The organism is Arthrobacter sp. CDRTa11, assembly GCF_026427775.1.
In the GTDB taxonomy this organism is placed as follows: domain Bacteria; phylum Actinomycetota; class Actinomycetes; order Actinomycetales; family Micrococcaceae; genus Arthrobacter.
Window position 1 is genome coordinate 1,442,892 of the sequence record NZ_CP044532.1, and the last position, 23,688, is coordinate 1,466,579.

Annotated in this window: 22 protein-coding genes and 1 tRNA gene; 19 read left to right on the forward strand and 4 right to left on the reverse strand. The window is 63.5% G+C overall.

All coding sequences use genetic code 11. From position 1 onward, the window contains the following. Positions 1–81 precede the first annotated feature (81 nt). The 19 genes from F8G81_RS06615 to F8G81_RS06705 all read left to right on the forward strand — a co-directional run bounded on the left by F8G81_RS06615 (position 82) and on the right by F8G81_RS06705 (position 19,190). Positions 82–1,701, forward strand: a complete 1,620-nt coding sequence (locus tag F8G81_RS06615; protein WP_267278213.1) for an ABC transporter ATP-binding protein — start codon at positions 82–84, stop codon at positions 1,699–1,701. Further along, positions 1,694–3,067 carry an ABC transporter permease gene (locus tag F8G81_RS06620; RefSeq protein WP_267278214.1) on the forward strand — a complete coding sequence of 458 codons (1,374 nt, stop codon included), beginning with the start codon at positions 1,694–1,696 and terminating at the stop codon, positions 3,065–3,067. The genes F8G81_RS06615 and F8G81_RS06620 overlap by 8 nt, the downstream gene beginning before the upstream one ends. Next, the gene (locus tag F8G81_RS06625) at positions 3,064–4,389 is read left to right on the forward strand and encodes an ABC transporter permease (protein ID WP_267278215.1); all 1,326 of its coding nucleotides are present in this window, start codon (positions 3,064–3,066) and stop codon (positions 4,387–4,389) included. The genes F8G81_RS06620 and F8G81_RS06625 overlap by 4 nt, the downstream gene beginning before the upstream one ends. Before the next feature lie 5 nt (positions 4,390–4,394). Beyond that, positions 4,395–4,820 (forward strand): cytidine deaminase, encoded by a 426-nt coding sequence (locus F8G81_RS06630; protein WP_267278216.1) that lies wholly within the window; start codon positions 4,395–4,397, stop codon positions 4,818–4,820. Next, positions 4,817–6,139: a thymidine phosphorylase gene (locus F8G81_RS06635; RefSeq protein WP_267278217.1), complete on the forward strand. Its 1,323-nt coding sequence runs from the start codon at positions 4,817–4,819 to the stop codon at positions 6,137–6,139. Before F8G81_RS06630 ends, F8G81_RS06635 begins: the two co-directional genes overlap by 4 nt. 5 nt (positions 6,140–6,144) lie before the next feature. Next, positions 6,145–6,774 (forward strand): DedA family protein, encoded by a 630-nt coding sequence (locus F8G81_RS06640; protein ID WP_267278218.1) that lies wholly within the window; start codon positions 6,145–6,147, stop codon positions 6,772–6,774. 9 nt (positions 6,775–6,783) lie between these two features. Then, the gene (locus tag F8G81_RS06645; RefSeq protein ID WP_267278219.1) at positions 6,784–6,915 is read left to right on the forward strand and encodes a hypothetical protein; all 132 of its coding nucleotides are present in this window, start codon (positions 6,784–6,786) and stop codon (positions 6,913–6,915) included. 55 nt (positions 6,916–6,970) lie between these two features. Continuing rightward, the gene (locus tag F8G81_RS06650; RefSeq protein WP_267278220.1) at positions 6,971–7,699 is read left to right on the forward strand and encodes a DedA family protein; all 729 of its coding nucleotides are present in this window, start codon (positions 6,971–6,973) and stop codon (positions 7,697–7,699) included. A gap of 39 nt (positions 7,700–7,738) precedes the next feature. Beyond that, positions 7,739–8,893: an adenosine deaminase gene (locus F8G81_RS06655; protein WP_267278221.1), complete on the forward strand. Its 1,155-nt coding sequence runs from the start codon at positions 7,739–7,741 to the stop codon at positions 8,891–8,893. Positions 8,894–8,975: 82 nt separating this feature from the next. Continuing rightward, positions 8,976–9,572: a MazG nucleotide pyrophosphohydrolase domain-containing protein gene (locus F8G81_RS06660; protein ID WP_267279139.1), complete on the forward strand. Its 597-nt coding sequence runs from the start codon at positions 8,976–8,978 to the stop codon at positions 9,570–9,572. Between the two features lie 130 nt (positions 9,573–9,702). Next, positions 9,703–10,983: a phosphopyruvate hydratase gene (gene eno / locus F8G81_RS06665; protein ID WP_267278222.1), complete on the forward strand. Its 1,281-nt coding sequence runs from the start codon at positions 9,703–9,705 to the stop codon at positions 10,981–10,983. Positions 10,984–11,111: 128 nt separating this feature from the next. Beyond that, positions 11,112–11,810, forward strand: coding sequence for an FtsB family cell division protein (locus F8G81_RS06670; RefSeq protein WP_267278223.1), 699 nt, complete (start codon positions 11,112–11,114; stop codon positions 11,808–11,810). A gap of 28 nt (positions 11,811–11,838) precedes the next feature. Beyond that, a complete protein-coding gene (locus F8G81_RS06675; RefSeq protein ID WP_267278224.1) occupies positions 11,839–12,531 on the forward strand; it encodes a DUF501 domain-containing protein in 693 nt (230 codons plus the stop codon). Beyond that, positions 12,528–13,475, forward strand: a complete 948-nt coding sequence (locus F8G81_RS06680; protein ID WP_267278225.1) for a Ppx/GppA phosphatase family protein — start codon at positions 12,528–12,530, stop codon at positions 13,473–13,475. The genes F8G81_RS06675 and F8G81_RS06680 overlap by 4 nt, the downstream gene beginning before the upstream one ends. Before the next feature lie 18 nt (positions 13,476–13,493). After that, positions 13,494–14,873, forward strand: a complete 1,380-nt coding sequence (locus F8G81_RS06685; protein ID WP_267278226.1) for a S8 family serine peptidase — start codon at positions 13,494–13,496, stop codon at positions 14,871–14,873. A gap of 34 nt (positions 14,874–14,907) precedes the next feature. Next, positions 14,908–16,398 (forward strand): NAD(P)/FAD-dependent oxidoreductase, encoded by a 1,491-nt coding sequence (locus F8G81_RS06690; protein WP_267278227.1) that lies wholly within the window; start codon positions 14,908–14,910, stop codon positions 16,396–16,398. A gap of 178 nt (positions 16,399–16,576) precedes the next feature. Beyond that, complete coding sequence (locus F8G81_RS06695; protein WP_267278228.1) at positions 16,577–17,521, forward strand: N-acetyltransferase; 945 nt, start codon at positions 16,577–16,579, stop codon at positions 17,519–17,521. Between the two features lie 20 nt (positions 17,522–17,541). Further along, positions 17,542–17,615: transfer RNA gene (locus tag F8G81_RS06700), tRNA-Leu, on the forward strand. A 222-nt stretch (positions 17,616–17,837) separates the two neighbouring features. Next, positions 17,838–19,190 carry an ABC transporter substrate-binding protein gene (locus F8G81_RS06705; protein WP_267278229.1) on the forward strand — a complete coding sequence of 451 codons (1,353 nt, stop codon included), beginning with the start codon at positions 17,838–17,840 and terminating at the stop codon, positions 19,188–19,190. A 215-nt stretch (positions 19,191–19,405) separates the two neighbouring features. On the opposite strand, the gene F8G81_RS06710 is transcribed toward F8G81_RS06705, so the two are convergent. The 4 genes from F8G81_RS06710 to F8G81_RS06725 are packed head-to-tail and all read right to left on the reverse strand — an operon-like array spanning position 19,406 to position 23,579. Next, positions 19,406–20,191 (reverse strand): ABC transporter ATP-binding protein, encoded by a 786-nt coding sequence (locus F8G81_RS06710; protein WP_267278230.1) that lies wholly within the window; start codon positions 20,189–20,191, stop codon positions 19,406–19,408. Next, a complete protein-coding gene (locus F8G81_RS06715; RefSeq protein ID WP_267278231.1) occupies positions 20,188–21,309 on the reverse strand; it encodes an ABC transporter ATP-binding protein in 1,122 nt (373 codons plus the stop codon). The genes F8G81_RS06710 and F8G81_RS06715 overlap by 4 nt, the downstream gene beginning before the upstream one ends. Next, positions 21,306–22,274 (reverse strand): branched-chain amino acid ABC transporter permease, encoded by a 969-nt coding sequence (locus F8G81_RS06720; RefSeq protein WP_267278232.1) that lies wholly within the window; start codon positions 22,272–22,274, stop codon positions 21,306–21,308. The genes F8G81_RS06715 and F8G81_RS06720 overlap by 4 nt, the downstream gene beginning before the upstream one ends. A 9-nt stretch (positions 22,275–22,283) precedes the next feature. Then, positions 22,284–23,579 carry a branched-chain amino acid ABC transporter permease gene (locus F8G81_RS06725; protein ID WP_267279140.1) on the reverse strand — a complete coding sequence of 432 codons (1,296 nt, stop codon included), beginning with the start codon at positions 23,577–23,579 and terminating at the stop codon, positions 22,284–22,286. Positions 23,580–23,688: the final 109 nt, after the last annotated feature.

The following is a 23,688-nucleotide window of genomic DNA, read 5'->3' on the forward strand; positions in this document are numbered from 1 at the left end:
AAGACTGCACGCACTAGGCTGGTGCTGCAGCCACATATCCCGTCCAGTCGGTATACGGACGCTTCGAGATTGGTCAGAGTTTTGAAACTTGAACTCAGAGGGATCACTAAACGCTTCGGCTCCCTGCTCGCCAACGATCACATCGACGTGGTGGTTGAACCCGGACAGATCCACTGCCTGCTGGGCGAGAACGGGGCCGGCAAGTCCACCCTGATGAATGTGCTGTACGGGCTCTACGAGCCCACCGAGGGTGAAATCCTCATCGATGGGAAACCAGTTTCCTTCCGCGGCCCGGGCGACGCCATGGCCGCCGGCATCGGCATGGTGCATCAGCACTTCATGCTCGTTCCGGTATTTACTGTTGCCGAGAACGTTGCCCTCGGAGCCGAGTCCACCAAAGCCGGCGGCTTCCTCAACCTGGATGACACCCGGCGAAAAATCAACGAGATTTCCGACCGCTACGGGTTCGACGTCGACCCCGACGCCCTGGTGGAGGACCTCCCCGTAGGGGTACAGCAGCGGGTGGAGATCATCAAGGCGCTGGTTCGCGAGGCCCGCGTCCTGATCCTGGATGAGCCGACGGCGGTGCTGACGCCCCAGGACACCGATGAGCTGCTGGATATCATGCGCCAGCTCAAGGGCAACGGAACCTCGATCGTTTTTATCTCGCACAAGCTGCGTGAGGTTAAGGCTGTGTCAGACACCATCACGGTGATCCGGCGGGGCAAAGTGGTGGGCACCGCCGAGCCCGGGGCCTCCACCTCGGAACTGGCATCGATGATGGTGGGGCGGGCCGTCAACCTCACCCTCGACAAGGCCCCTGCAAAACCCCAGGAGAAGACTTTCCAGGTCAAGGACCTCACCGTCATCGCCCCGAGCGGCCAACACGTGGTGGACGGCCTCAGCTTCGATATTGCGCGCGGCGAGATTCTTGCCGTGGCAGGGGTCCAGGGGAACGGGCAGACCGAGCTGACCGAGGCGATCCTTGGCCTCCAGGAACGGGTTCACGGCTCGATCATGCTCGACGGGGAAGAGATCCTGGGCCGGAGCGTCAAGGAAATCCTGAACTCCGGTGTCGGCTTTGTTCCCGAGGACCGGTCAGTGGACGGGCTGATCGGCACGTTCTCCATCGCCGAAAACCTCATCCTGGACCGCTACGACCAGCCTCCGTTCGCCAAGGGGATCAGTATGAGCCCGGCGAAAGTCCTTGAGAACGCGAAGTCACGGATCGGTGAGTTCGACGTCCGGACCCAGTCAGGATCCCTGGCAGCTGGGACGCTGTCCGGAGGCAACCAGCAGAAAGTGGTCATGGCCCGGGAGCTGTCCCGGCCGCTGCGGCTCTTCATCGCTTCGCAGCCCACCCGGGGCGTCGATGTTGGGTCCATCGAATTCCTGCACAACCGGATTGTGGCTGAACGCGACCATGGGACGCCGGTCATGATCATCTCCACGGAGCTGGATGAGGTCATGGAACTCGCTGACCGCATTGCCGTGCTGTACAAGGGAAAGCTGGTGGGCATCGTCCCGGCCGGAACCGGCCGGGACGTCCTTGGCCTCATGATGGCCGGGATCTCCCCGGAGGACGCGGCCCGGACGGACGCTGCGCCGGGGGAGAAGCCGCTCGCCGAGAAGAGGCGAACAGCGCCGGACATTCCTGGGACCACCCAAGCCTCCACCGCCGAAGGAGGCGACCATGACTGACAAGCATCCCCACAAACACGTTGCCGGGCAGCATGCAGGCAAACCCCATGAAGCCAGCCCGGCAGCCGAAGAAACAGCGGCGGTGGTTGCGCTGGATACCGCCGGGGGAGCCAGGGAGCCCTCCGCGGTTCCGGCCACCGCGCAGAGCGGCAAACTGCCCGGTGCTCCGGACTCCGTGGCCCGGAGGATCTTCACCGGCAGCGGCATGGTTTCGGTCCTGGCCGTGCTGCTGGCCCTCGTCATCGGCGGCCTGCTGATCGCCAGCACCGACGAGCGGGTGGGAGCAACCTCCTCTTATCTGCTCGCCCGGCCCACTGACTTCCTCTCCGCTGTATGGAGCGCGGCTACCGGCTCCTATATCGCCCTGTTCCAAGGGGCAGTCTTCAACCCGAGGGCTTCCGGCCTGGCTGCCCAGTTCGCCCCGCTGATGGAAACCTTGACCATCGCAACGCCCCTCATCACCGCCGGTCTTGGCGTGGCGCTGGCCTTCCGCGCGGGCCTCTTTAACATCGGCGCCCAAGGGCAGATCATCATGGCGGGCATCCTCGCCGCCTGGGTTGGCTTTGCACTGCACCTGCCTGTTGGACTGCACCTGCTGCTGGTCCTCGTGGCCGGCATCGTTGGCGGCGCGCTATGGGGCGGGCTCGTTGGGCTCCTTAAAGCACGGACAGGCGCCCACGAGGTCATCCTGACCATCATGTTCAACTACGTGGCGCTGTACTTCCTGGGATACCTGCTGAATACGCCGGCCTTCCAGCGGCCGGGGGAATCCAACCCGATCTCCCCCATCCTGGATCCTACGGCCGTGTACCCGCAGATTCTCGGCTCACAGTACCGGCTGCACCTGGGGTTCATCCTGGCCATCGCCGCTACCGTCCTGGTGTGGTGGCTGCTGAACCGTTCCACGGTCGGCTTCGAATTCCGGGCTGTCGGGGCCAACCCCAAGGCGGCCCAGACAGCGGGCATCAATGTATCCCGCTCCACCATCCTGGTGATGGCCATGGCAGGTGCCCTCGCCGGAATGTCAGGTGTTGCCCAAGTGGCGGGGACGGAAAAAGTCCTGACGGACGGCGTAGCCGCAACGTACGGCTTTGACGCCATCACCGTGGCGCTGCTGGGACGCTCGACGCCGTGGGGCACCTTCGCAGCCGGTCTCCTGTTCGGCGCCTTCCGCGCCGGAGCAGTCCAGATGCAGATCCAGACCGGCACCCCCATCGACATCGTCCTCGTCGTCCAGTCACTGATCGTGCTTTTCATCGCGGCCCCGCCACTGGTGCGGGCGGTCTTTGGGCTGAATCCGCGGCGCAAAAAGCCGGCGAAAGCCGGAAAGTCCCAGCAGGCAGCAGCCACCGGAGGTGCAGCATGAGCACAACAGCAACATCGCCCCTGCCGGGAAAGCGGGAGCCGGGCACCCCGCGGGCCGCCGACCAGTCCCTTGCAGTTTCGGCCAGACCGGCCACCTGGAAGACCCCGGCGATGCTCGGCGTCCTCGGACTCGCCGCTTTCATCTTCTTTGGCCTGATGGGACCGAACCAGACCGCGAAGTTCGGCATCTCCACCGCCGGCGACTTCTTCCAGCTCCCCGCCCTTGAAGTGCCCGCGTTCCTCGGTGGCATGGTGCTTTCCCTGATCCTGCTGGGACTCGCAGCGTATGCGGTCTTCCTCAAAACCAAGGACCAGTCTGCACCTACCTGGTTGCCGATCACCTTCACTGTCGTTTTTGCAGCAGCGTTCCTGATCTGGGTTGTTGGCGGAGCGCGCACTCCCAGCATCTCGTTGGCAGGCCTCATCGCCGGATCAGTCACGCTTGCCGTGCCGCTGGTCTTTGGATCCCTCTCAGGTGTCCTGTGTGAACGCGTCGGCGTCGTGAACATCGCCATCGAAGGGCAACTCCTGGGCGGTGCCTTTACCGCCGCCATGGTGGCAAGCATGACAAGGAGTCCGTTGCTTGGGCTGGTGGCCGCTGCCGTGGCCGGCGCCGTCGTCTCCATGGTCCTGGCTTTTTTCAGCATCAAGTACCTGGTCAACCAGATCATTGTGGGCGTAGTCCTCAACGTCCTGGTCTCCGGCCTCACCGGCTTCCTGTTCAGTACCGTCATGCAGGCCAACAAGGCGCAGTTCAACTCGCCGCCGGGCCTGGACAACATCGAAATTCCGGTTCTGTCGGGCATCCCCATCATCGGACCCATCCTGTTCAAGCAGTCCCTGGTGGGCTACCTGATGTACGTCGCCGTCCTTGTTGTGTGGGTGGGCCTTTTCAAGACCAAATGGGGCCTGCGGGTCCGCGCGGTGGGCGAACACCCGCAGGCCGCCGACACCATGGGAATCAAGGTCAACGCCACCCGCTTCTGGAACGTCACCCTTGGCGGTGCCATTGCCGGAATCGGCGGATCCTTTTTCACCCTGGTGGCCATCGACAGCTTTACCAAGGAAATTTCCGGTGGACGTGGCTTTATCGCCCTGGCCGCCCTGATCTTTGGTCGCTGGAACCCCATTGGTGCCTTCTTCGCGGCCCTGCTGTTTGGCTTCGCGGATAACCTGCAGAGCATCGTGACCATCATCGGGACGCCGGTACCCAGCCAGTTCATGGCAATGCTGCCATACCTGGTGACGGTCCTTGCAGTGGCAGGGCTGGTGGGCCGGTCCAGGCCCCCGGCCGCCAGCGGCATCCCCTACGTCAAGGGCTGAACCGCATGGGAAACTACGGCCGGGGAGAAAAACTAAGCGCTGAGGACTGGCAGGCGCTGAAGGCCGCCGCCGTCGACGCCATGCAGAACGCCTACGCACCGTATTCAAGATTTTCGGTGGGGGCGGCAGCCCTCACAGACGATGGACGGATCGTCAGCGGCTGCAACGTGGAGAACGCCAGCTACGGCCTGAGCCTGTGCGCTGAATGTGCACTGGTGGGCAATCTTCACATGACCGGTGGCGGACTGTTGCGCGCGTTCTACTGCGTCGACGCCGGCGGCAATGTGCTGATGCCGTGCGGCAGGTGCCGCCAGCTCCTCTATGAGTTCCGGGCGCCTGATATGGAACTCATGACCACAACCGGCATCAAGACCATGGACCAGGTGCTGCCCGATGCATTTGGCCCCCAACACCTGGAGGAGACCCGGTGACAGCCGCCCCGAGACAGACTGAAGCTTTCGACGCCGTCGACATCATCCGCACCAAGCGGGACAAAGGCGTTCTCAGTCCTGAACAGATCGACTGGACCATCGACGCCTACACCCGCGGCGTTATCGCGGACGAGCAAATGGCTGCGTTGAACATGGCCATCCTGCTCAACGGCATGGACCGAAGCGAGATATCGCGCTGGACCGCCGCCATGATCGCCTCGGGGGAGCGGATGGACTTCTCCAGCCTCCGAAGGCCCGACGGCGGCATCAAGGCAACCAGCGACAAGCACTCCACCGGGGGAGTGGGGGACAAGATCACGCTTCCGCTCGCTCCGCTGGTGGCCGTCTTCGGCGTCGCTGTCCCGCAGCTTTCCGGACGCGGGCTGGGCCACACCGGCGGCACCCTGGACAAGCTGGAATCCATCCCCGGCTGGCGGGCCAATTTGAGCAACGATCAAATACTGGCGCAGCTCCAGGACGTTGGAGCTGTCATCTGTGCAGCCGGCGCCGGGCTGGCGCCGGCAGACAAAAAGCTTTATGCGCTCCGCGACGTCACCGGCACCGTGGAAGCCATCCCTCTCATCGCCTCCTCGATCATGAGCAAGAAAATCGCTGAGGGCACCGGTTCGCTGGTCCTTGATGTCAAGGTGGGCAGCGGGGCGTTTATGAAGGATGAGGCCCAGGCCCGGGAACTGGCTGAGACCATGGTTGCCCTGGGCCAGGACGCCGGCGTCAACACGGTAGCCCTGCTGACCAATATGAATACACCGTTGGGGCTCACTGCAGGCAATGCCATTGAAGTGGAGGAATCCGTGGAAGTCCTGGCCGGCGGAGGGCCTGAAGACGTGGTGGAGCTGACGGTGCGGCTGGCCGAGGAGATGCTGGCGTGCGCCGGTGTCCATGATGCTGATCCCCGTGCGGCCCTGAAGGACGGCCGGGCCATGGATGTGTGGAACCGGATGATCGGGGCGCAGGGCGGTGACCCGCGGGCCAAGCTGCCGGTAGCCAGGGAATCAGAAGTCATCTATGCGCCCGCTGACGGCGTGCTGGTGGAACTGGACGCCCTGGCGGTGGGCGTCGCGGCCTGGCGTCTGGGGGCCGGCCGTGCCCGCAAGGAGGACGCTGTCCAAGCGGGTGCCGGTGTCCGGATGCATGCAAAGCCAGGGGCGGTGGTCCGCGCGGGTGAACCGCTGATGACCCTGCTGACGGACACCCCGGAGAAGTTCGCACGGGCCAGGGAATCGCTGGAGCATGCCGTGGTGATCGCACCTCCCGGGTCCCGGCCGGCCCAGCAGCTCATCATCGATCGAATAGCATAGCGACAATGCAGGCCATCAATGAATTCATCCTCGCTGCGGCCGGGCAGCCCTGGGTGCTCTTCCTTGTCCTCGCCTGCTGCCTGATCGACGGCTTCTTTCCTCCCATCCCTAGCGAATCCGTGGTGGTGGGGCTGGCCGCTGTGGCCGCGACGGCTGACGTTCCCAACCCCTGGATGCTGATGCTTGTGGCTGCCGTGGGTGCCTTCTCAGGAGACAACATTGCGTACCTGATTGGTCGCACGGTGGGAACGCGCCGCTGGCGGTGGATGCGCGGTCCGCGGATGCAGAGTGCCTTCCGGTGGGCGGGCGTTGAACTGCGGAAGCGGCCGGCGTCGCTCATCCTGGTGGCGCGGTTCATCCCCATCGGCAGGGTAGCTGTCAACCTCACCGCCGGAGTGACCCACTACCCGCGGCCGCGCTTTATCGGATTGACGGTCCTCTCCGCCACGCTGTGGGCCGCGTACTCAGTCGGGATAGGCCTGTTCTTTGGACAGTGGTTTGAGGACAACCATCTGCTTGGGGCGGTCATCGCCATCATTTGTGCGGTAGGGCTCGGAATCGTAGTGGACCTGGTCATCAACCGGCTGCGCGGGAAGGTCCCCGTAGTGGAGCGCATGAAAGAACCGGAACCCTAGAATCCACCCGTGGGTGGAGCCCGGTGGGCGCCGGAAATCAGCCCCCAGGACGACGACCCGCACCATCACGCCGGGATAGCGTTGGCTCAGTGTTCCCCCGGCCGGGGCGTAGCGAACGACGCCCTGGCCGTGGGACACTGAATAGCGATTTACGTCACTTTTGGCTGCGTCATTTTCCTCTAGGAGCAAGACCCGCGTGGAGTTTATTAATGAGGCCGTGCTCCATGCAGCGGGTCAGTGGTGGATCTACCCCGTCCTGCTGGTTTTTTTCTTTGTGGACGGCTTCGCCATGGTGGTCCCCAGCGAGACCCTGATCGTGGCTCTGGCGGCCTTTTCCCGGCACAGCGGAGAGCCCAACCTGTGGATCCTGGGTGCAACCGCCCTGGTGGGTGCAATTGCCGGTGACAACATGGCCTTCCTGCTGGGACGCAGGATCGGCCTCAACCGCTGGAAGTGGATGCGCCGCGCCAAGGTCCAGAAAGCCTTCGGCTGGGCACGGTACGAGCTCGAAAAACGGGGCGCGGTGCTTATCTTCACGGCCAGGTACATTCCGTGGGGCAGGGTTGCCGTCAACTATGTGGCAGGGAGCACGGGGTTTGCGCACCGCCGCTTTTTCCTGCTCGACGCCTTTGCCTGCATCACCTGGGTGGGCTACTCCATCGGCATTGGCATCCTGGCCAGTTCCTTCCCCTGGCTCCATCACAATCCGCTGCTGAGCGCCGGCATTGCCGTGGTGTTCGCCATTGTGCTGGGCATCCTCATCGACCACCTCCTGCGCTGGTGGCACAAGCACCTCGCCCGCAACGACGCCGAGGTAGTGGACGAGTGGCTGGATGGCGGCCCGGCAGGTGCCTCCGTCGGCGCCCCCGGCCCATCCCCATTGCTCGCGGCCGGCGCTCTGGATGCCGAGCCCGGGACCAAGTAGCGGCTGGCTTTAGGCGCCCGCCGACCCTAAGGTTGGAACGTGACTGAGCCTATTGTTGACACTGCCCCTGCCCTTGATTTTGACCTGAAGAGCCTTCCGAAGGTTTCCCTTCATGACCATCTGGACGGGGGACTCCGTCCGGCCACCATCATTGAGCTGGCTGAGTCCGTTGGCCACACCCTTCCCTCCACCGATCCTGTGGCCCTGGGGGAGTGGTTCCGTGAGTCCGCCGACTCCGGTTCACTGGTCCGCTACCTGGAAACGTTTGACCACACCGTCGCCGTGATGCAGACGAAGGAAGGCCTGTTCCGCGTAGCGAAGGAATTTGTGGAGGACCTCGCCGATGACGGCGTGGTCTACGGTGAAGTGCGCTGGGCACCCGAGCAGCACCTTCAGAACGGCCTCTCGCTCGATGAAGCAGTGGAGGCCGTCCAGGAGGGCCTGGAAGCGGGCGTGGACGCCGTGGCCGAAAGTGGTCGGGAAATCCAGGTGGGCCAGCTGATCACGGCCATGCGGCACGCGGACCGCGGGCAGGAGATCGCTGAACTTGCCGTCCGGCACCGCAACAGGGGTGCCGTGGGCTTCGACATTGCCGGCGCGGAGGACGGCTTCCTGCCGGCCCGTTTCAAGGATGCGTTCACCTTCCTGGCTCAGAACAACTTCCCGGCCACCGTCCATGCCGGCGAGGCTGCGGGCCTGGAGAGCATCCAGTCAGCCCTGGTGGACGGGCGCGCCCTCCGCCTTGGCCATGGGGTCCGAATCGCCGAAGACATCATGGTGGAATTCGAGGATGACGATGACGCATCCGGTAGCGAGGATGCGGAGGACAGCATCGGCCTGGTCACCCTGGGTGACCTCTCAAGCTGGATCCGGGACCGCGGCATCGCCCTGGAGATCTGCCCCTCCTCAAACCTTCAGACAGGTGCCATCGCCGGCTTTGGTGAAGGCATCGAAAGCCACCCGCTGGACATGCTCTACCAGCTGGGCTTCAACGTCACCATCAACACGGACAACCGGCTGATGAGCGGCGTGACCCTGACCGATGAGTTTGAACTGCTCGTGGAGACGTTCGACTACGATCTCGATGACCTGCTCGAGCTGACGCTCAATGCCGCTGAAGCATCCTTCCTGCCCCTTGAAGAGAAGGAAGCCCTGGTGGAGTACATCAACGACGCCTACGCCAACCTTGGCTAGCGGATCCTCCACCTCCGCCGGGCATTCACCGACGGCGGAACTCATCGCTATCATCGCTGCGCTCCGCGAGCACTGCCCGTGGATGGGAGCGCTTACCCACGCCTCACTGGTGGAATACCTCCTCGAGGAAGCCTTCGAGGTCGCGGAAACCATCGAGACCGGAGCGGATGAAGCGGAGCTCCAGGGCGAGCTGGGAGACGTACTCCTCCAGGTGGTGTTGCACTCCCGGCTCGCCGAGGAACGTGGAACCTTCACTTTCGACGACGTCGCCCGCGGTCTGAGTGCCAAGATGATCAGGCGGAATCCCCACGTCTTCCGTCCGGACGGGTCACTGCAGGACAGCTTTCCCGCCACGGTGGAGGAGATCGTGCAGAAGTGGGATGCCGTGAAGATGGCAGAACGCCCGGAACGAAAGGGTCCTTTTGAAGGTATCCCGCAGGCGCTGCCCGCGCTGGCCCGGGCGCAGAAGTCCCTGGACCGGGCCGAGCGCGGCGGATTCGGCCTGCATCTTCCCCAGGCTGCGGTTCCTGGCCCCGGCACTGAAGACCCCGAAACTGAAGAGGAACTGGGCGACGTGCTGTTCGCGATCGTCCGCTCCGCCCGCGCCCGGGGATTTGATGCCGAGCGCGCCCTGCGCGGTGCCGTCGGCCGCTACCAGGAGGGTTTCCGTGAACAATGACGTCCGGGTGATGGATAGGTTTCCGTAACCCGCGCCACTCTCGACTACGCTAGTCCTGACGAGGACGTCGAGTTTTCCGCTAGTTTTCCCGCTGTCAGACTCCCAGTTAACGCCCATAAGGAGCATATTCATGGCGCTTATCGATGCCATCCACGCCCGCGAGATCCTCGATTCCCGTGGCAACCCGACCGTAGAAGTTGAAGTCCTGCTTTCCGATGGCCAGATCGGCCGCGCGGCAGTCCCCTCGGGCGCCTCCACCGGTGAGCACGAAGCCGTTGAGCTCCGCGACGGAGACAAGGGCCGCTACCTCGGCAAGGGTGTCCAGAAGGCCGTTGACGCGGTCATCGACCAGATCGCACCGGCCCTGACAGGTTTCGACGCCACAGACCAGCGCAGCATCGACCAGGCAATGATCGACCTGGACGGAACGCCCAACAAGAGCAAGCTCGGCGCCAACGCCATCCTGGGCGTGTCCCTCGCCGTAGCCAACGCAGCCGCCGCTTCCGCTGACCTGCCGCTGTACAAGTACCTGGGCGGCCCGAACGCCCACGTGCTGCCCGTACCGCTGATGAACATCCTCAACGGCGGCTCGCACGCCGACTCCGACGTCGACATCCAGGAATTCATGGTTGTCCCCCTCGGCGCAGAAACCTTCTCTGAGGGACTGCGCTGGGGCGTTGAGGTTTACCACGCCCTCAAGGCCGTGCTGCAGGAAAAGGGCCTCTCCACCGGCCTCGGCGACGAAGGCGGCTTCGCGCCGAACCTCCCGTCCAACCGCGCAGCCCTGGACCTGATCCAGGAAGCCATCAAGAACGCCGGCTACACCCCGGGCCAGGACATCGCCCTGGCACTGGACGTTGCCTCCTCCGAGTTCTTCACGGACGGCGCCTACCAGTTCGAAGGCAAGGCCCTCAGCTCCACCGAGATGAGCGCCTACTACGCCGAGCTCGTCGCCGACTACCCGCTGGTCTCCATCGAGGACCCGCTGGACGAGAACGACTGGGACGGCTGGAAGACCCTCACCGACACCATCGGTGACAAGGTCCAGCTGGTGGGCGATGACCTGTTCGTCACCAACCCCTCCATCCTGCAGCGCGGCATTGAGACCAAGACCGCCAACTCGCTGCTGGTGAAGGTCAACCAGATCGGTTCGCTGACCGAAACGCTCGACGCCGTCAGCATGGCCCAGCGCTCCGGTTACACCACCATCACCTCGCACCGTTCAGGCGAAACCGAAGACACCACCATCGCCGACATCTCCGTGGCAACCAACGCCGGGCAGATCAAGACAGGTGCCCCGGCCCGCTCCGAGCGTGTAGCCAAGTACAACCAGCTGCTGCGCATCGAAGAGGAACTCGATGACGCCGCACGCTACGCCGGACGCAGCGCCTTCCCGCGTTTCAAGGGCTAGTAGCCGCAATCTCATCTGACCGGTGGCTATGGTTGAAAGACCATAGCCACCGGTTTTTGTTTCAGCCTGGTTTTTGTTTCAGCCCACACAGTTGCGGCCACAGGCAGGCCGTACGTTTCAGGAGTGTCATGGCTACCCGCCGTCCAAAAGTTCCCAAGGCCTCCGGGCCAGCGAAGGAAACAGCCGACACCGCCGACATCATCCGGGGCCAATTTGGCGGTTCCACGGCGCATGCCGGCAGTGCCCGGGCTTCACACGACAGAACGTCACAGGACAGAGCCGCGCGTGCCGGAGCATCCTCGCTAAAGGGCGCCGCGCAGGGCCAGCCCGGCGGCTCCTCCCCAGGCAGCCCCTCAAAGGATCAGGGCAAAGCCCCCGCTGCCCGCGCAGGATCAGGCAGCCAGGCCAAGGGCAACGAGCCTGAGGATGAGGCGCAGCCGGTTCCTGCCAAGGCATTTTCCGGGCGCATGCTTGCACTCGCCGTGGTGATGATCGCCATCACCATCATGCTGGCACCCACCGTCAAGATTTTCTTTGATAAGCGGGCTGAAATCGCTGCGCTCAACGCCGACATCGCCGCAAGCCAGGCCGAGCAGGCCAGCCTGCGCCAGCAGGTATCGCGCTGGCAGGACCCCAACTATGTGAAACAGCAGGCCCGCGACCGCATTAACATGGTAATGCCGGGTGAAACCAGCTACTGGGTGTTCGGCAGCGACCTGCCGGCCGGATCAGGCAGTGGCCAGACCGGTGCAGCATCACAAGACCCCGCCGATCTGCCGTGGGTGGATTCCCTGTGGGAGTCCATCAGGCGTGCGGCCACAGACTGAACCGCTAGAGGAAGGATGGCCCGCGCCAGTGGGAGAAAACACAACAGCGCCGGAGGACTCACGTCAGCCATCGGCACATGATCTTGAAGTACTGAGCCGGCAGCTGGGGCGGCCCGTCCGCGACGTGGTGGAAATCCCGGCCCGCTGCGTTTGCGGCAATCCGCTGGTGGCTGCCACGGCGCCCCGCCTCAGCAACGGCACCCCTTTTCCCACCACCTTCTATCTGACGCATCCGGTGATCACGTCAGCAGTTTCGCGGCTCGAGGCCGCTGGTCTCATGAACACCATGAATGAACGCCTCGCTGCCGACGAGCCCCTGGCCGCAGCCTACCGCTCAGCGCACGACGCCTACCTGGCCGCACGTGAGGCGATTGGCGGGCGTTCGGGCATCGGCGCGGTCCCCGAAATCGACGGGATCTCCGCAGGCGGCATGCCCACCCGGGTCAAGTGCCTCCACGTCCTGGTGGGGCACTCCCTCGCCGCCGGACCGGGAGTCAATCCCCTGGGGGACGAAGCCATCGCAGGCATTAGCGAATGGTGGACGACCGACCGCTGCTACTGCGACGGCGCCTGGGACACAGCGGGGGAGGCACCCTCGAGGGACCTGAGCCGTCATGGGCCTCAGGGCCTGCCGGAGATTGTGGGCCGGCCGGCTCCTGTCCGCAGGACCGCTGCGGGCGCGACAGCGGATGGCCAGGGGCATGCCGGGGCCGCCGAATGAGCAGGGTCGCCGCCATTGACTGCGGTACCAATTCCATCCGTCTGCTCATTGCCGACATTGACCGCAGCAACGGGTCCGCCAAACTCACGGACGTAGTCCGTGAAATGCGGGTCGTGCGGCTCGGCCAGGGCGTGGACGCCACCGGCGAGCTCGCCCCGGAGGCGCTGGAACGTACCTTCGCAGCCACAGCCGATTACGCCAGGATGATCCGCGAACACGGTGCCGGACGGGTGCGCTTTGTGGCCACATCGGCCAGCAGGGACGCACGGAACCGCCAGGTATTCGTGGACGGGATCCGCGGCTTGATCGGGGTTGAGCCCGAAGTGATCTCCGGCGGAGAAGAAGCGGAGCTGTCCTTTGCCGGGGCAGCCAGCGTCCTGCCGGTCCTTGACGGCCAGCAGGTGCTGGTGGTCGACCTTGGCGGCGGAAGCACGGAATTTGTCCTCGGAACCTCGGACGGAGTCACGGCAGCCAAATCCGTGGACATCGGCTGCGTCCGTTTGACGGAGCGGCACCTCCGCGATGACCCGCCGACGCCGGAACAGATTGCCGCTGCCGAGGCTGATGTGGACGCTGCCATTTCATTGGCGGGACTGGACGTTCCGCTCGAACGCGCCACCGCCGTCGTGGGGGTGGCCGGATCGATCACCACCATCACAGCCCATGCGCTGCGACTTCCGGAGTATTCCCCTGAAGCGATCCACGGCACTGAACTACCTCTGGAAATGGTCCGGGGCGCAGCAAAAGACCTGTTGGAAATGTCCAGGACCGAACGCGCCCAGCTGCCGTACATGCACCCCGGCAGGGTGGATGTGATTGGGGCCGGCGGGCTGGTGTGGGCGCGTATCCTGGAACGCCTTAACGAGCTCAGTGCAGGCCGGATCGTCACGGCCACCGCCAGCGAACACGACATTCTCGACGGCATTGCCCTGAGCATCAGCTAACCGACCATGGGACCCGACATGACCAGAGCAACAGCCCGGCTCCGCCGGACCGCCACGGCTCTTCTCGCAATGATGCTTGCCGGCGGCAGCCTGGCTGCCGGTCTTGCCGGAGCGCCTGCAGCCCACGCCGACTCATGGCGCGACAAACAGTACTGGCTGGCCGAGTCCGGCATCACGAAGGCCTGGGAGGTCTCCAAAGGTGCCGGCGTCAAGGTCGCTGTGATCGACAGCGGGGTAGACGCCCAGCATCCGGACCTCAAGGGCGCTGTGGCGGGCGGCCGCGACGTTTCAGGTGCCGGAAGCCCTGACGGACAGAAGAGCATCGGCGGCAAGCCCGAACACGGCACCCTCGTGGCTACCATGCTGGCAGGCCGCGGACACCAGCCGGCGACTTCCACGGCCTCACCCAGCCCGGGCACCTCCAGCACGGGCCCGGATGGCATCGTGGGCGTGGCACCGGAAGCACAGATCCTGTCCGTCTCCACCTGGCTGGGTTCGCCCAACCCGGCAGGAAAAAGCGACCAGGACCAGATTCCTGAGGCTGTCCGCTGGGCAGTGGACAATGGCGCCAAAGTCATCAATATTTCACTGGGCAGCACCACGCCCCAGTGGCCGCAAAGCTGGGATGCGGCCTTCCTCTATGCCGAGCAGAAGGACGTGGTGATCGTTGCCGCCGCCGGAAACCGGGTGGGCGGCAACATCCAGGTGGGCGCACCCGCCACCATCCCGGGCGTGTTGACAGTGGCGGGTTTGGACCGGAAGGGAGTGGCGAGCATTGATTCGTCCTCCCAGGGGATCAGTATCGGGGTGGCCGCTCCGGCGGAAAACCTGCTCGGGGGACTGCCGGGCGGAGGCTACGCCGAGTGGGCCGGAACATCCGGAGCGGCTCCCATCGTTGCCGGCGTTGCGGCCCTCATCCGTTCCAAATGGCCGGAGATGAGCGCCCGGCAGGTCATCAACAGGATCGTCAGTACCGCGAAGGACGCCGGTGCACCGGGGAAGGACCCGCTCTACGGCTTTGGTGTGCTGAACGCCGAAGCGGCATTGAAGGACCCTGTGCCCGAGGCTGCGGCCAATCCGCTGGGCTCCATCTCGGACTGGATCCGTGTACACCGCCGGGGTGGAAACCTTGCCTCGCCCGCACCTGCTCCCACCTCCGGTGTGGCCAGCGCCGTCCCCACCCTTCCCGAAGCGACAGTGCCCGCGGTGGAGGCTCCTTCGCAGCGTGACTCCGCCCTTGGCGCCGCCGTCGTCATCGGCTTTGCCATCCTGTTCATAGCGATCATCGCGGCAGCAGTGTTCCAGCTGCGCCGCGCTGCCCGAAACCCTCGGCTGGCCCGGGAAGAGCCGGATACAGGGGTCTTGGATTCCGTTGATTCAGGCGGAAAAGCTAGTTAGTGAAGATTTTCACAAAGTGCTGTACTCTTAAATCATGGCAACCACCCCAGAGCTCCAGGACCGTCCCCGGGTACTCGTCGTCGGCGGCGGATACGTCGGCCTGTACGTAGCACTCAAACTGCAGAAGAAGATCGCGAATGCCGGTGGCATCGTCACCCTCGTGGATCCACTGCCCTACATGACTTACCAGCCGTTCCTGCCCGAAGTTGCCGGTGGCAACATCGAGGCCCGCCACGCAGTGGTCTCCCACCGCCAGCACCTCAAGCAGACCGAACTGATCCAGGGGCGTGTGACGTCGATTGACCACGCCAACCGCACGGCCGTAGTGGCTCCCGCGGACGGCGGCGACACGTTCGAGATTCCCTACTTCGACGTCGTCCTGGCCGCAGGCGCCATCACCCGCACGTTCCCGATCAAGGGCCTCGCGGACAAGGGCATCGGCTTGAAGACCATTGAGGAAGCCGTTGCGCTGCGCAACAAGGTCCTGGAGCGCATTGAGGTTGCCTCCACCATGACCGATCCCGCAGCCCGGGCCAAGGCACTCACCTTCGTGGTAGTCGGCGGCGGCTTCGCCGGCATTGAATGCATCACCGAGATGGAGGACCTGGCCCGTGCCGCGGTCCGCAACAACCCGCGGATCAAGCAGGAGGAAGTTCGCTTCGTCCTGGTTGAGGCAATGGGTCGCATCATGCCCGAGGTCACGGCCAAGCAGGCCGAATGGGTGGTGGAGCACCTGCGCAGCCGTGGCATCGAGGTCCTGCTGAACACCTCCCTGGACAACGCCGAAGGCTCCATCAAGCTCATCAACCTCCCGGACAAGACGCCGGCGCAGGACTTTGAAGCAGATACCCTGGTGTGGACTGCCGGCGTGCAGGCGAACCCGATGGTCCGCTCCACCGACTTCCCGCTCGAGCCGCGCGGCCGCGTCCGCACCCTTCCTGACATGCGCATCGGAGGGGACGAGGGAATCGTTGAGAACGCCTGGGCTGCCGGCGACATCGCAGCCGTGCCGGACCTCACAGGCAGTGGCCTGCCGGACGGTACCTGCGTACCGAACGCCCAGCACGCCCTGCGCCAGGCCAAGCGCCTCGCGAAGAACCTGTGGGCTTCCCGCTGGGACAAGCCGCTGAAGGACTACAAGCACAAGAACCTCGGTGCCGTTGCCGGCTTCGGCGAATGGAAGGGCGTCGCCAACATCAACCTGGTCGGCAGCATCGGCCTCAAGGGCCCGCTGGCCTGGCTGGCACACCGCGGCTACCACGGTATGGCCATGCCTACGTTCGAGCGCAAGTTCCGTGTGATCTTCAACTGGATCATCAGCTTCTTCGCAGGCCGCGACACCACGCAGCTGTTGGACCTCGACAACCCGCGCGGAGCCTTCGTTGCAGCGGCCACCCCTGCTCCCAAGCCTGCGGCGGCACCGCCGGCCGGAAGCCCGGGCGCCGCTCCCGAGGCCGGCAAGCCCGGATCAACGGCCGCGGCGAGCTTTGATCCCAAGCAGTCAGTCAGCGCGAACGCCAAGTAGCGCTGCCTGCCCGGATCACGTCCCGGGATGCAGATGCAGCAACGCCCGACGGCGGCTGTCCCTTTCAGGGGGACGGCCGCCGTCGCTGTTTAAGCGCCGTCGTTTATTGACCGCTGACGTTGTTTGGGTGCGGGGCGCCATTCGCGTTGTGGACGCCCCGTCCTTCTAGACTGGCACCATGACTGGCGACAAGAACCTCCAGGCCCTGCTGGCAGCGATCCACCCTGTAGTGCGCGAAGGGGAGTATGTCTATGTCCTCTGGCCCCATGGGAGGCCGCTTGCCGCGGGGATCCAGGCCGCAGTGCGTGAGGCTGAGGGGCTGACGGTGGTCCTTCCCCGCTCCGAAGCGGACGGCCTGGGCCTGCCCTACGACTTCGTGGCGGCCTGGATCACCCTGCAGATCCATTCTGAGCTGGAGGCCGTGGGCCTGACAGCCGCGGTGAGCCGGGCCCTGACAGACGCCAAGATCAGCTGCAACGTGCTGGCAGGGTTCCACCACGACCATCTGCTGGTTCCTGCCGGAGAGGCTGCCCGTGCCCTGGAAGTTTTGGCTGAGTTGGCAGCGGAAAACAGTCACCAGCCCCGTCCCGAACTGGTGCTGCGCAACGAAACGGCCGAGGACCGGGAAAAGATCCTTGCCCTGACGGCGGAGGCCTTTGCCATATCGCCGGCAACAGGCCTGCCGGCCAAGGGAGAGCCGATTGAAGTGGACGTGCTCCGCCAACTGTTCGAGTGTGAGGAGTACCTGCCCGAGTTCAGCATTGTGGCTGTCCTTGACGGCGAGGTGGTGGGCCACGTCATCAGTACCCGCGGCTGGGTGGGCGAGCATGAATTGCTGGGACTCGGCCCGATTGGCGTGACCCCCAGGCTCCAACGGCACGGCATCGGAAGCGCGCTGATGAATGAAACCATCGCGCGTGCCAACGCTGCGGGGGAGAGCGGCATCGCTTTGCTGGGAAGTACCGAGTACTACCCGCGCTTCGGCTTTGTGCCCGCCACGTCACTGGGTGTGCTGCCTCCCGAAGAAATTTGGGCCGACAGCTTCCAGCTCCTGCCGCTGGCGTTGTGGCCCGGAGGAGTTCACGGCACCTTCCGCTATGCCGCCCCTTTTGCGGGGTTGTGACGGGATATCATTGACCGGGCGCCCCAGTAGCCCAATTGGCAGAGGCAGCGGACTTAAAATCCGCGTGTTGCGAGTTCGAGTCTCGCCTGGGGCACAACGTTCCCCTTTCCCGCCGGGGTGGGCCGGGCTTTGAGAGCCGCCGCGCGTGCGTGAAGGGCATCTTGTCACTTAATTTCGCATATGCAACGACTGTTATAAGGATGTGACCTCAGTCACTTATGTTCGCGCCGGATATGGATTAGCTTGAAGTTAAGTCAGGAACACCTGACCATCCGCATCAAAGGCCGTTCGCACCTTTCGATCCAGGAGTTTGTCAATGATTTCACTCCCCCCTGCGTCGTCCCGTATCGCCAAGCTCACAGCGCTTAGCGTCGGCGTCGCTTTTCTGGCTACCGCTTGTGGTGGCACCACCACCCCAAGCGCGACGGAGACCACCACCGCGCCTTCAGGAGCAATCTCCTGCCCGGCAGGTGCCGGTGCCGGTGCCAGCACCTCAGCGGCGGCAGCTCCCACAGGAGCCGTTCCGCCGTCCAGCACCACTACGGACACACCGTTGAAGCTCGGATCGCTGCTGCCCACAACCGGCAACCTGGCGTACCTGGGCCCACCCGAAATTGCTGGCGTCAACCTCGGCGTCAAAGAGGTCAACGATGCTGGCGGTGTTCTGGGCAAGCCGATTGAAGTCACCCACCGCGACTCGGGCGACACGAAGACCGACATCGCCACGCAGTCCACCAGCGCCCTGCTGGGCCAGGGAGTCAGCGCGGTTATCGGCGCAGCTTCCTCGTCTGTCTCCAAGACCGTGATCAACCAGATCACCGGTGCAGGCGTCCTCCACTTCTCCCCGGCCAACACCTCGCCGGACTTCACCACCTGGGATGACAAGGGCCTCTACTGGCGCACGGCCCCCTCTGACGTGCTCCAGGGCAAGGTCTTGGGCAACTACATCGTTGCCTGTGGCGCCCAGACACTCGGCATGATGGTCCTGAACGACGCTTACGGAACAGGCCTGCAGAAGAACGTCAAGGAAGCCTTCGAAGCTGCCGGCGGGAAGGTCGTCGCCGAACAGCTCTACAACACCGGCGATTCACAGTTCAGCAGCCAGGTTGACGCGATCGTAGCTGCCAAACCGGACGCAATCGCCCTGATCACCTTCGACGAAGCAAAGAGCATCTATCCGCTCTTCACCAGCAAGGGCATCAAGGCACCGCAGATGTTCATGGTGGACGGCAACCTCTTTGACTACAGCAAGGATCTCTCACCGGGAACAATGAAGGGAACCCAAGGCACGCAGCCCGGAACGTTCGCCAAGGAAGACTTCAAGCAAAAGCTCCTGGCACTGGATCCCGCACTGGTGAGCTACAACTACGCCGGTGAGTCCTACGATGCTGTGAACCTGATTTCACTGGCCTCGGAAGCAGCAAAGAGCACCAAGGGAGCTGATATCGCGGCCAAGCTGAAGGAAGTCTCCGAGGGCGGCGAGAAATGCAGCAACTTCGCTTCGTGCGTGACGTTGCTCCGAGACGGCAAGGATATCGACTACGACGGCCAGTCGGGTCCGATCACCTTCTCGGATGCCGGTGACCCCACGGAAGCCTTTATCGGCATCTACGAATACGACGACTCGAACAAGCCGCAGCCTGTCAAGGAAGAATTCGGCAAGCTGTAAGGCATAACCAGCAAAGGCTCCCGTCCATGGACGGGAGCCTTTGTTGTGTCAGGACCTAAACCAGATGACAGGCCAGGCGCCTGAGCCGCCTTATCCTGCGCTGCATAGGCCTGCCCTGCATCGGTTGCCCACGTGGGCGACCGATGGGGAAGGAGCACGCTAAAGGGCCGCCACCGGCAGGTGACGGCCCTCCAACGAAACTTGCTATCGGAGCCCTATCCCTGGCCCTCCTCCACCGTGTCAGCCAAAGTCCCAAGGTAGAGCTGGATGACCTTGGGATCCTTCATGAGTTCCCGGCCGGTGCCGGTGTAAGCATCCTTGCCTTGGTCCAGGACGTAGCCACGGTCACAGATCTGCAGGCAGCGGCGCGCATTCTGTTCCACCATAATGACCGAGACCCCGGCCCTGTTGATCTCGTGCACGCGCAGGAAGGTTTCGTCCTGCTTGACCGGTGACAGGCCTGCGGACGGCTCATCGAGTAACAGGACCGCAGGCTCCATCATCAGAGCCCGCCCCATCGCCACCATCTGGCGTTCACCGCCGGACAGCGACCCTGCACGCTGGGCCCGCCGCTTGCCAAGCTCCGGGAACAGGCTGGTGACGAAGTCAAACCTCTCGGCAAAGTCCTTGGGCCGCTGGAACATCCCCATCTGCATGTTTTCTTCGATGGTGAGGGTCGCGAACACGTTGTTGTTTTGCGGCACAAAGCCGACACCCTGGGTGACCAGCTTGTTGGCCTTAAGCCCGGTGATGTCCTTACCGCGCACAACAACTGAGCCGGAATGTACTTTTACCAGGCCGAACATGGCCTTCAGCAGGGTGGACTTACCGGCGCCGTTGGGGCCGATGATGCCGATCAGCTCGCCTTTCCGGGCTTCGATGCTGCATCCGTTGAGGATATTCACACCCGGGAGGTAACCCGCCACAAGGTCCGTGACCCTGACGACGACGCCATCCTCCGATGCGTGCTGGGCTGCGGGGGCTGCGCTGGTGGCACTCATTCTTTGTCCTTGTCTTTGTAGCCAGGCTCCGCCAAACCGGACTCGGGGGAGTTGGGTTCATCGGCATCCGGCACTTGGAGGGTTTCCGGGCTGAGGCCAGGTTGCTCCAGGTCCGCGCCCCGGAGATTTGGGGCCACTGCGTCAACAGCAATGATGCCCGCGTTCTCCGTACCGACGATCGATTCCTCGTCCGCTTCCAGTACTGCTTCCAGTTCCTTGATCCCCTCGGTGTCGCCAAGATCGACATCGTGGTGAGCGCCCAGGTAGGCGTCAATGACGGCCGGGTTCTTCATCACCTCACCAGGGGGACCCTCTGCCACGATTTTTCCTTCGGCCATCACAACAACCCAGTCGGCAATATGCCTGACCATGTTCATGTCGTGCTCCACAAACAGGACGGTCATGCCTTCTGCCTTGAGGTTCTTAATGTGGTCCAGCAGGGACTGGGTCAGGGCCGGGTTGACACCGGCCATTGGCTCATCCAGCATCACCAGCTTCGGCCGGACCATCAGGGCGCGTGCCATTTCCAGGAGCTTGCGCTGGCCGCCAGACAGGGAAGCAGCGTAATCGTCCCTCTTGGCGTCGAGCTTGAATTTCTCCAGCAGGACCTCGGCCTGGGCGGTGATTTCCTTCTCGCGGCTGCCCCACATTCCTTTGAAAAGGGCCTTCGAGAGGCGTTCACCCGGCTGGTCGGAGCCGCCAAGGCGCATATTCTCCATCACCGTGAGCTTGCCCATGACCTTGGTGAGCTGGAAAGTGCGCACCATTCCCATACGGGCAAGCTTGTACGAGGGCACACCCTGGATGTCCTTTTCCTCGAACTTCCATTTTCCGGAGTTGGGCGCATCGAAGCCGGTCAGGAGGTTGAAGAGTGTGGTCTTTCCGGCTCCATTGGGGCCGATGAGGGCGGTGATCTTATGTCGCGGGATTTCGAGGTACTCCACGTCAACGGCGTTGATGCCACCGAAGCTCCGGGTGATGTTTTCGGCCACCACGATGGGATCCCTCTTCTGGCAGCCGGGAGCCGCCTCGCCAACGGCAATTGGACTGGTGTCCGTCATGTAGTCGACGCTGACTTGTTTGCCTGTGTTGTCTATTGAATGCGCGCTTTGGTTCATGCGAACGCCAGCTCCTTCTTATTGCCGAAGACGCCTTGCGGCCTGAAGATCATCAGCAGCATCAGCGCCACCCCTACAAGGATGTAACGCAGCTGGCCCGCCTGGACTGTGGTCAGCCAGGTCACGGCGCCGGACTCGATCAGGCCGTAGAGGATGCCCTGGGTAAGCGAAAGCACCACCCAGAAAATCATCGCACCGGCGACGGGTCCCAGCACAGTGGCCATGCCACCGAGGAGGAGGCACGTCCAGAGGAAAAAGGTGAGTTCGGTGCCGTAGTTGGCCGGCTGCACGGCGCCGCGGGGAAGCGTGAATATCATGCCGGCCAGGGCGCCGAGCACGCCGCCGATGACCAGTGCCTGCATTTTGTAGGCGTAGACATTCTTTCCGAGGGCACGGACAGCGTTCTCGTCTTCGCGGATGCCCTTGAGTACACGCCCCCAGGGGCTGCGCATCAGCAGCCAGATGACAACGCAACAAATGATGACCAAGGCCCACGCCACGACGCGGATGAAGAAGTCCCGGTTATTCATGCCCAGATATGAGCCCTCAGGGAAAGGGTTCATGCCATAAAATCCGCCTTCGAAGGCGCCCAGGCCGTCCGCTGATCCAGTCACTGCGTCCAGCTGGTTAGTGGTAACGACGTATCGCACAATTTCGGCGGCGGCGATGGTAACGATGGCCAGGTAGTCTGCCCGGAGCCGAAGGGTGGGGATACCCAGCAGCAGGGCAAACAGGCAGGAACAGAGGATGGCAATGAGCAGTCCAACAAAGAACGGAACGCCGAAGGTCAGCGTGGAGATGGCAAAGCCATACGCTCCCACTGCCATGAACCCGGCTTGACCGAAGTTCAGCAGGCCTGAGTAGCCGAAGTGAACAGCAAGACCCAAAGCGGCCAAAGCGTATGCCGCCGTCGTCGGAGTGAAAAGCTCACTGAGGGCACTGGAAAGAATGAATCCGAAGTCCAAGGCTGTCTCCTAACCCACACGCTCGCGCCGGCCGAGGATACCCTGCGGACGGAACAAGAGGACGATGATCATGATGAAGAGGGCGCCCACGTACTTCAGGTCGGCAGCCAGTCCGAAGACAGTGGTTAGTTCGACGAAGATTCCGACGATGATGGATCCCACCAAAGCACCGAAGACTGTTCCCAGACCGCCCAGCGTGACTCCGGCGAAAATAAGAAGTAGGATCTGCGAGCCCATGTCGAAAGTGACGCCAGGACGGTAGTAAGCCCAGAGGATGCCGCCCAGCGCTGCCAGCATTCCACCGGCGACCCAGACGATGCGGATGACGGAATCGACGTCAATGCCTGAAGCGGCCGCCAATGCCGGGTTGTCTGCCACCGCGCGGGTGGCCTTTCCCAAACGCGTTTTGAGCAGGACGATGCCTATCAGGAGTATGACAACGGCGCTGATGATGAGGGACCACAGGTTGTTGGGCGAGATGGACACCGCGCCCAGCTGGATCTCGGGGGACTGGGCAAAGGGCAGCTGTTGGGTGGCGCCGCCAAAGTTGAACTGGATGACATAGCGGACGGCCAAGGCAAGGCCGATGCTGACGATCATCATGGGGACAAGGCCTGTCCCGCGGCTGCGGAGCGGCCTCCAGAGGCCGGCGTCCTGAATGTAACCGAACAGGCCGCCGAGCAGCAGGGCCAGGATTCCCGCGAGCCAGAAGGGCAGGTTCATGGCGCTGAGGCCAAACATCACGACGGCGCCCAGGGTCACCATTTCACCGTGGGCAAAGTTGGTGAGGCCGGTAGTACCAAAAATCAGTGAGAGCCCTACTGAGGCCAGGGCCAGCAGGAGGCCGAAGCTGAGGCCTGCAACCAAACGGTTGAGGAGATTCTGGGCGAAGTTTTGCTCCTGGACGACGATTCCTTCACCAAAGGCGAAGATCACCGAGAGATTGGAGGTCTGGCTGAACGTTACGTTGCGCGGGTTTTCCTGGCCTTCAGCCAGCTTGATGCCCTCCGGAAGCGTGGACTCGTCCAGCTCCACTTCGTAGGTTCCCTGAGTAGGTACGCCAATAGTCCAGGCGCCGTTGGCGGCGGACTTTGCTGTTCCAGTGAAATCGCCGCTCTTGGCGGTAATGGTGACATCTGCGATGGGTTTGCGCTCGTCATCCCGAAGGAAGCCGCTGATGCTGTTTTGGAACGCCGTAGGTGACGGGGATGGTGTCGGTGACGGGGATGTGGCCAGTGATGCCGGAGCAACGACGAGCAGGATTGCCAGCACTGAGGCTGAGACAGCCCCCAGCATCTTCAGCATTCCGCCGCGCCGCTTCGGCGGCCGGCCTTTGGATGTACTTCTCAAATTGAAAAACCTCCACTTGGGGGGTGGGCTGGCTGCGCCTTTGCAACCGCTGCGAACGGCACGG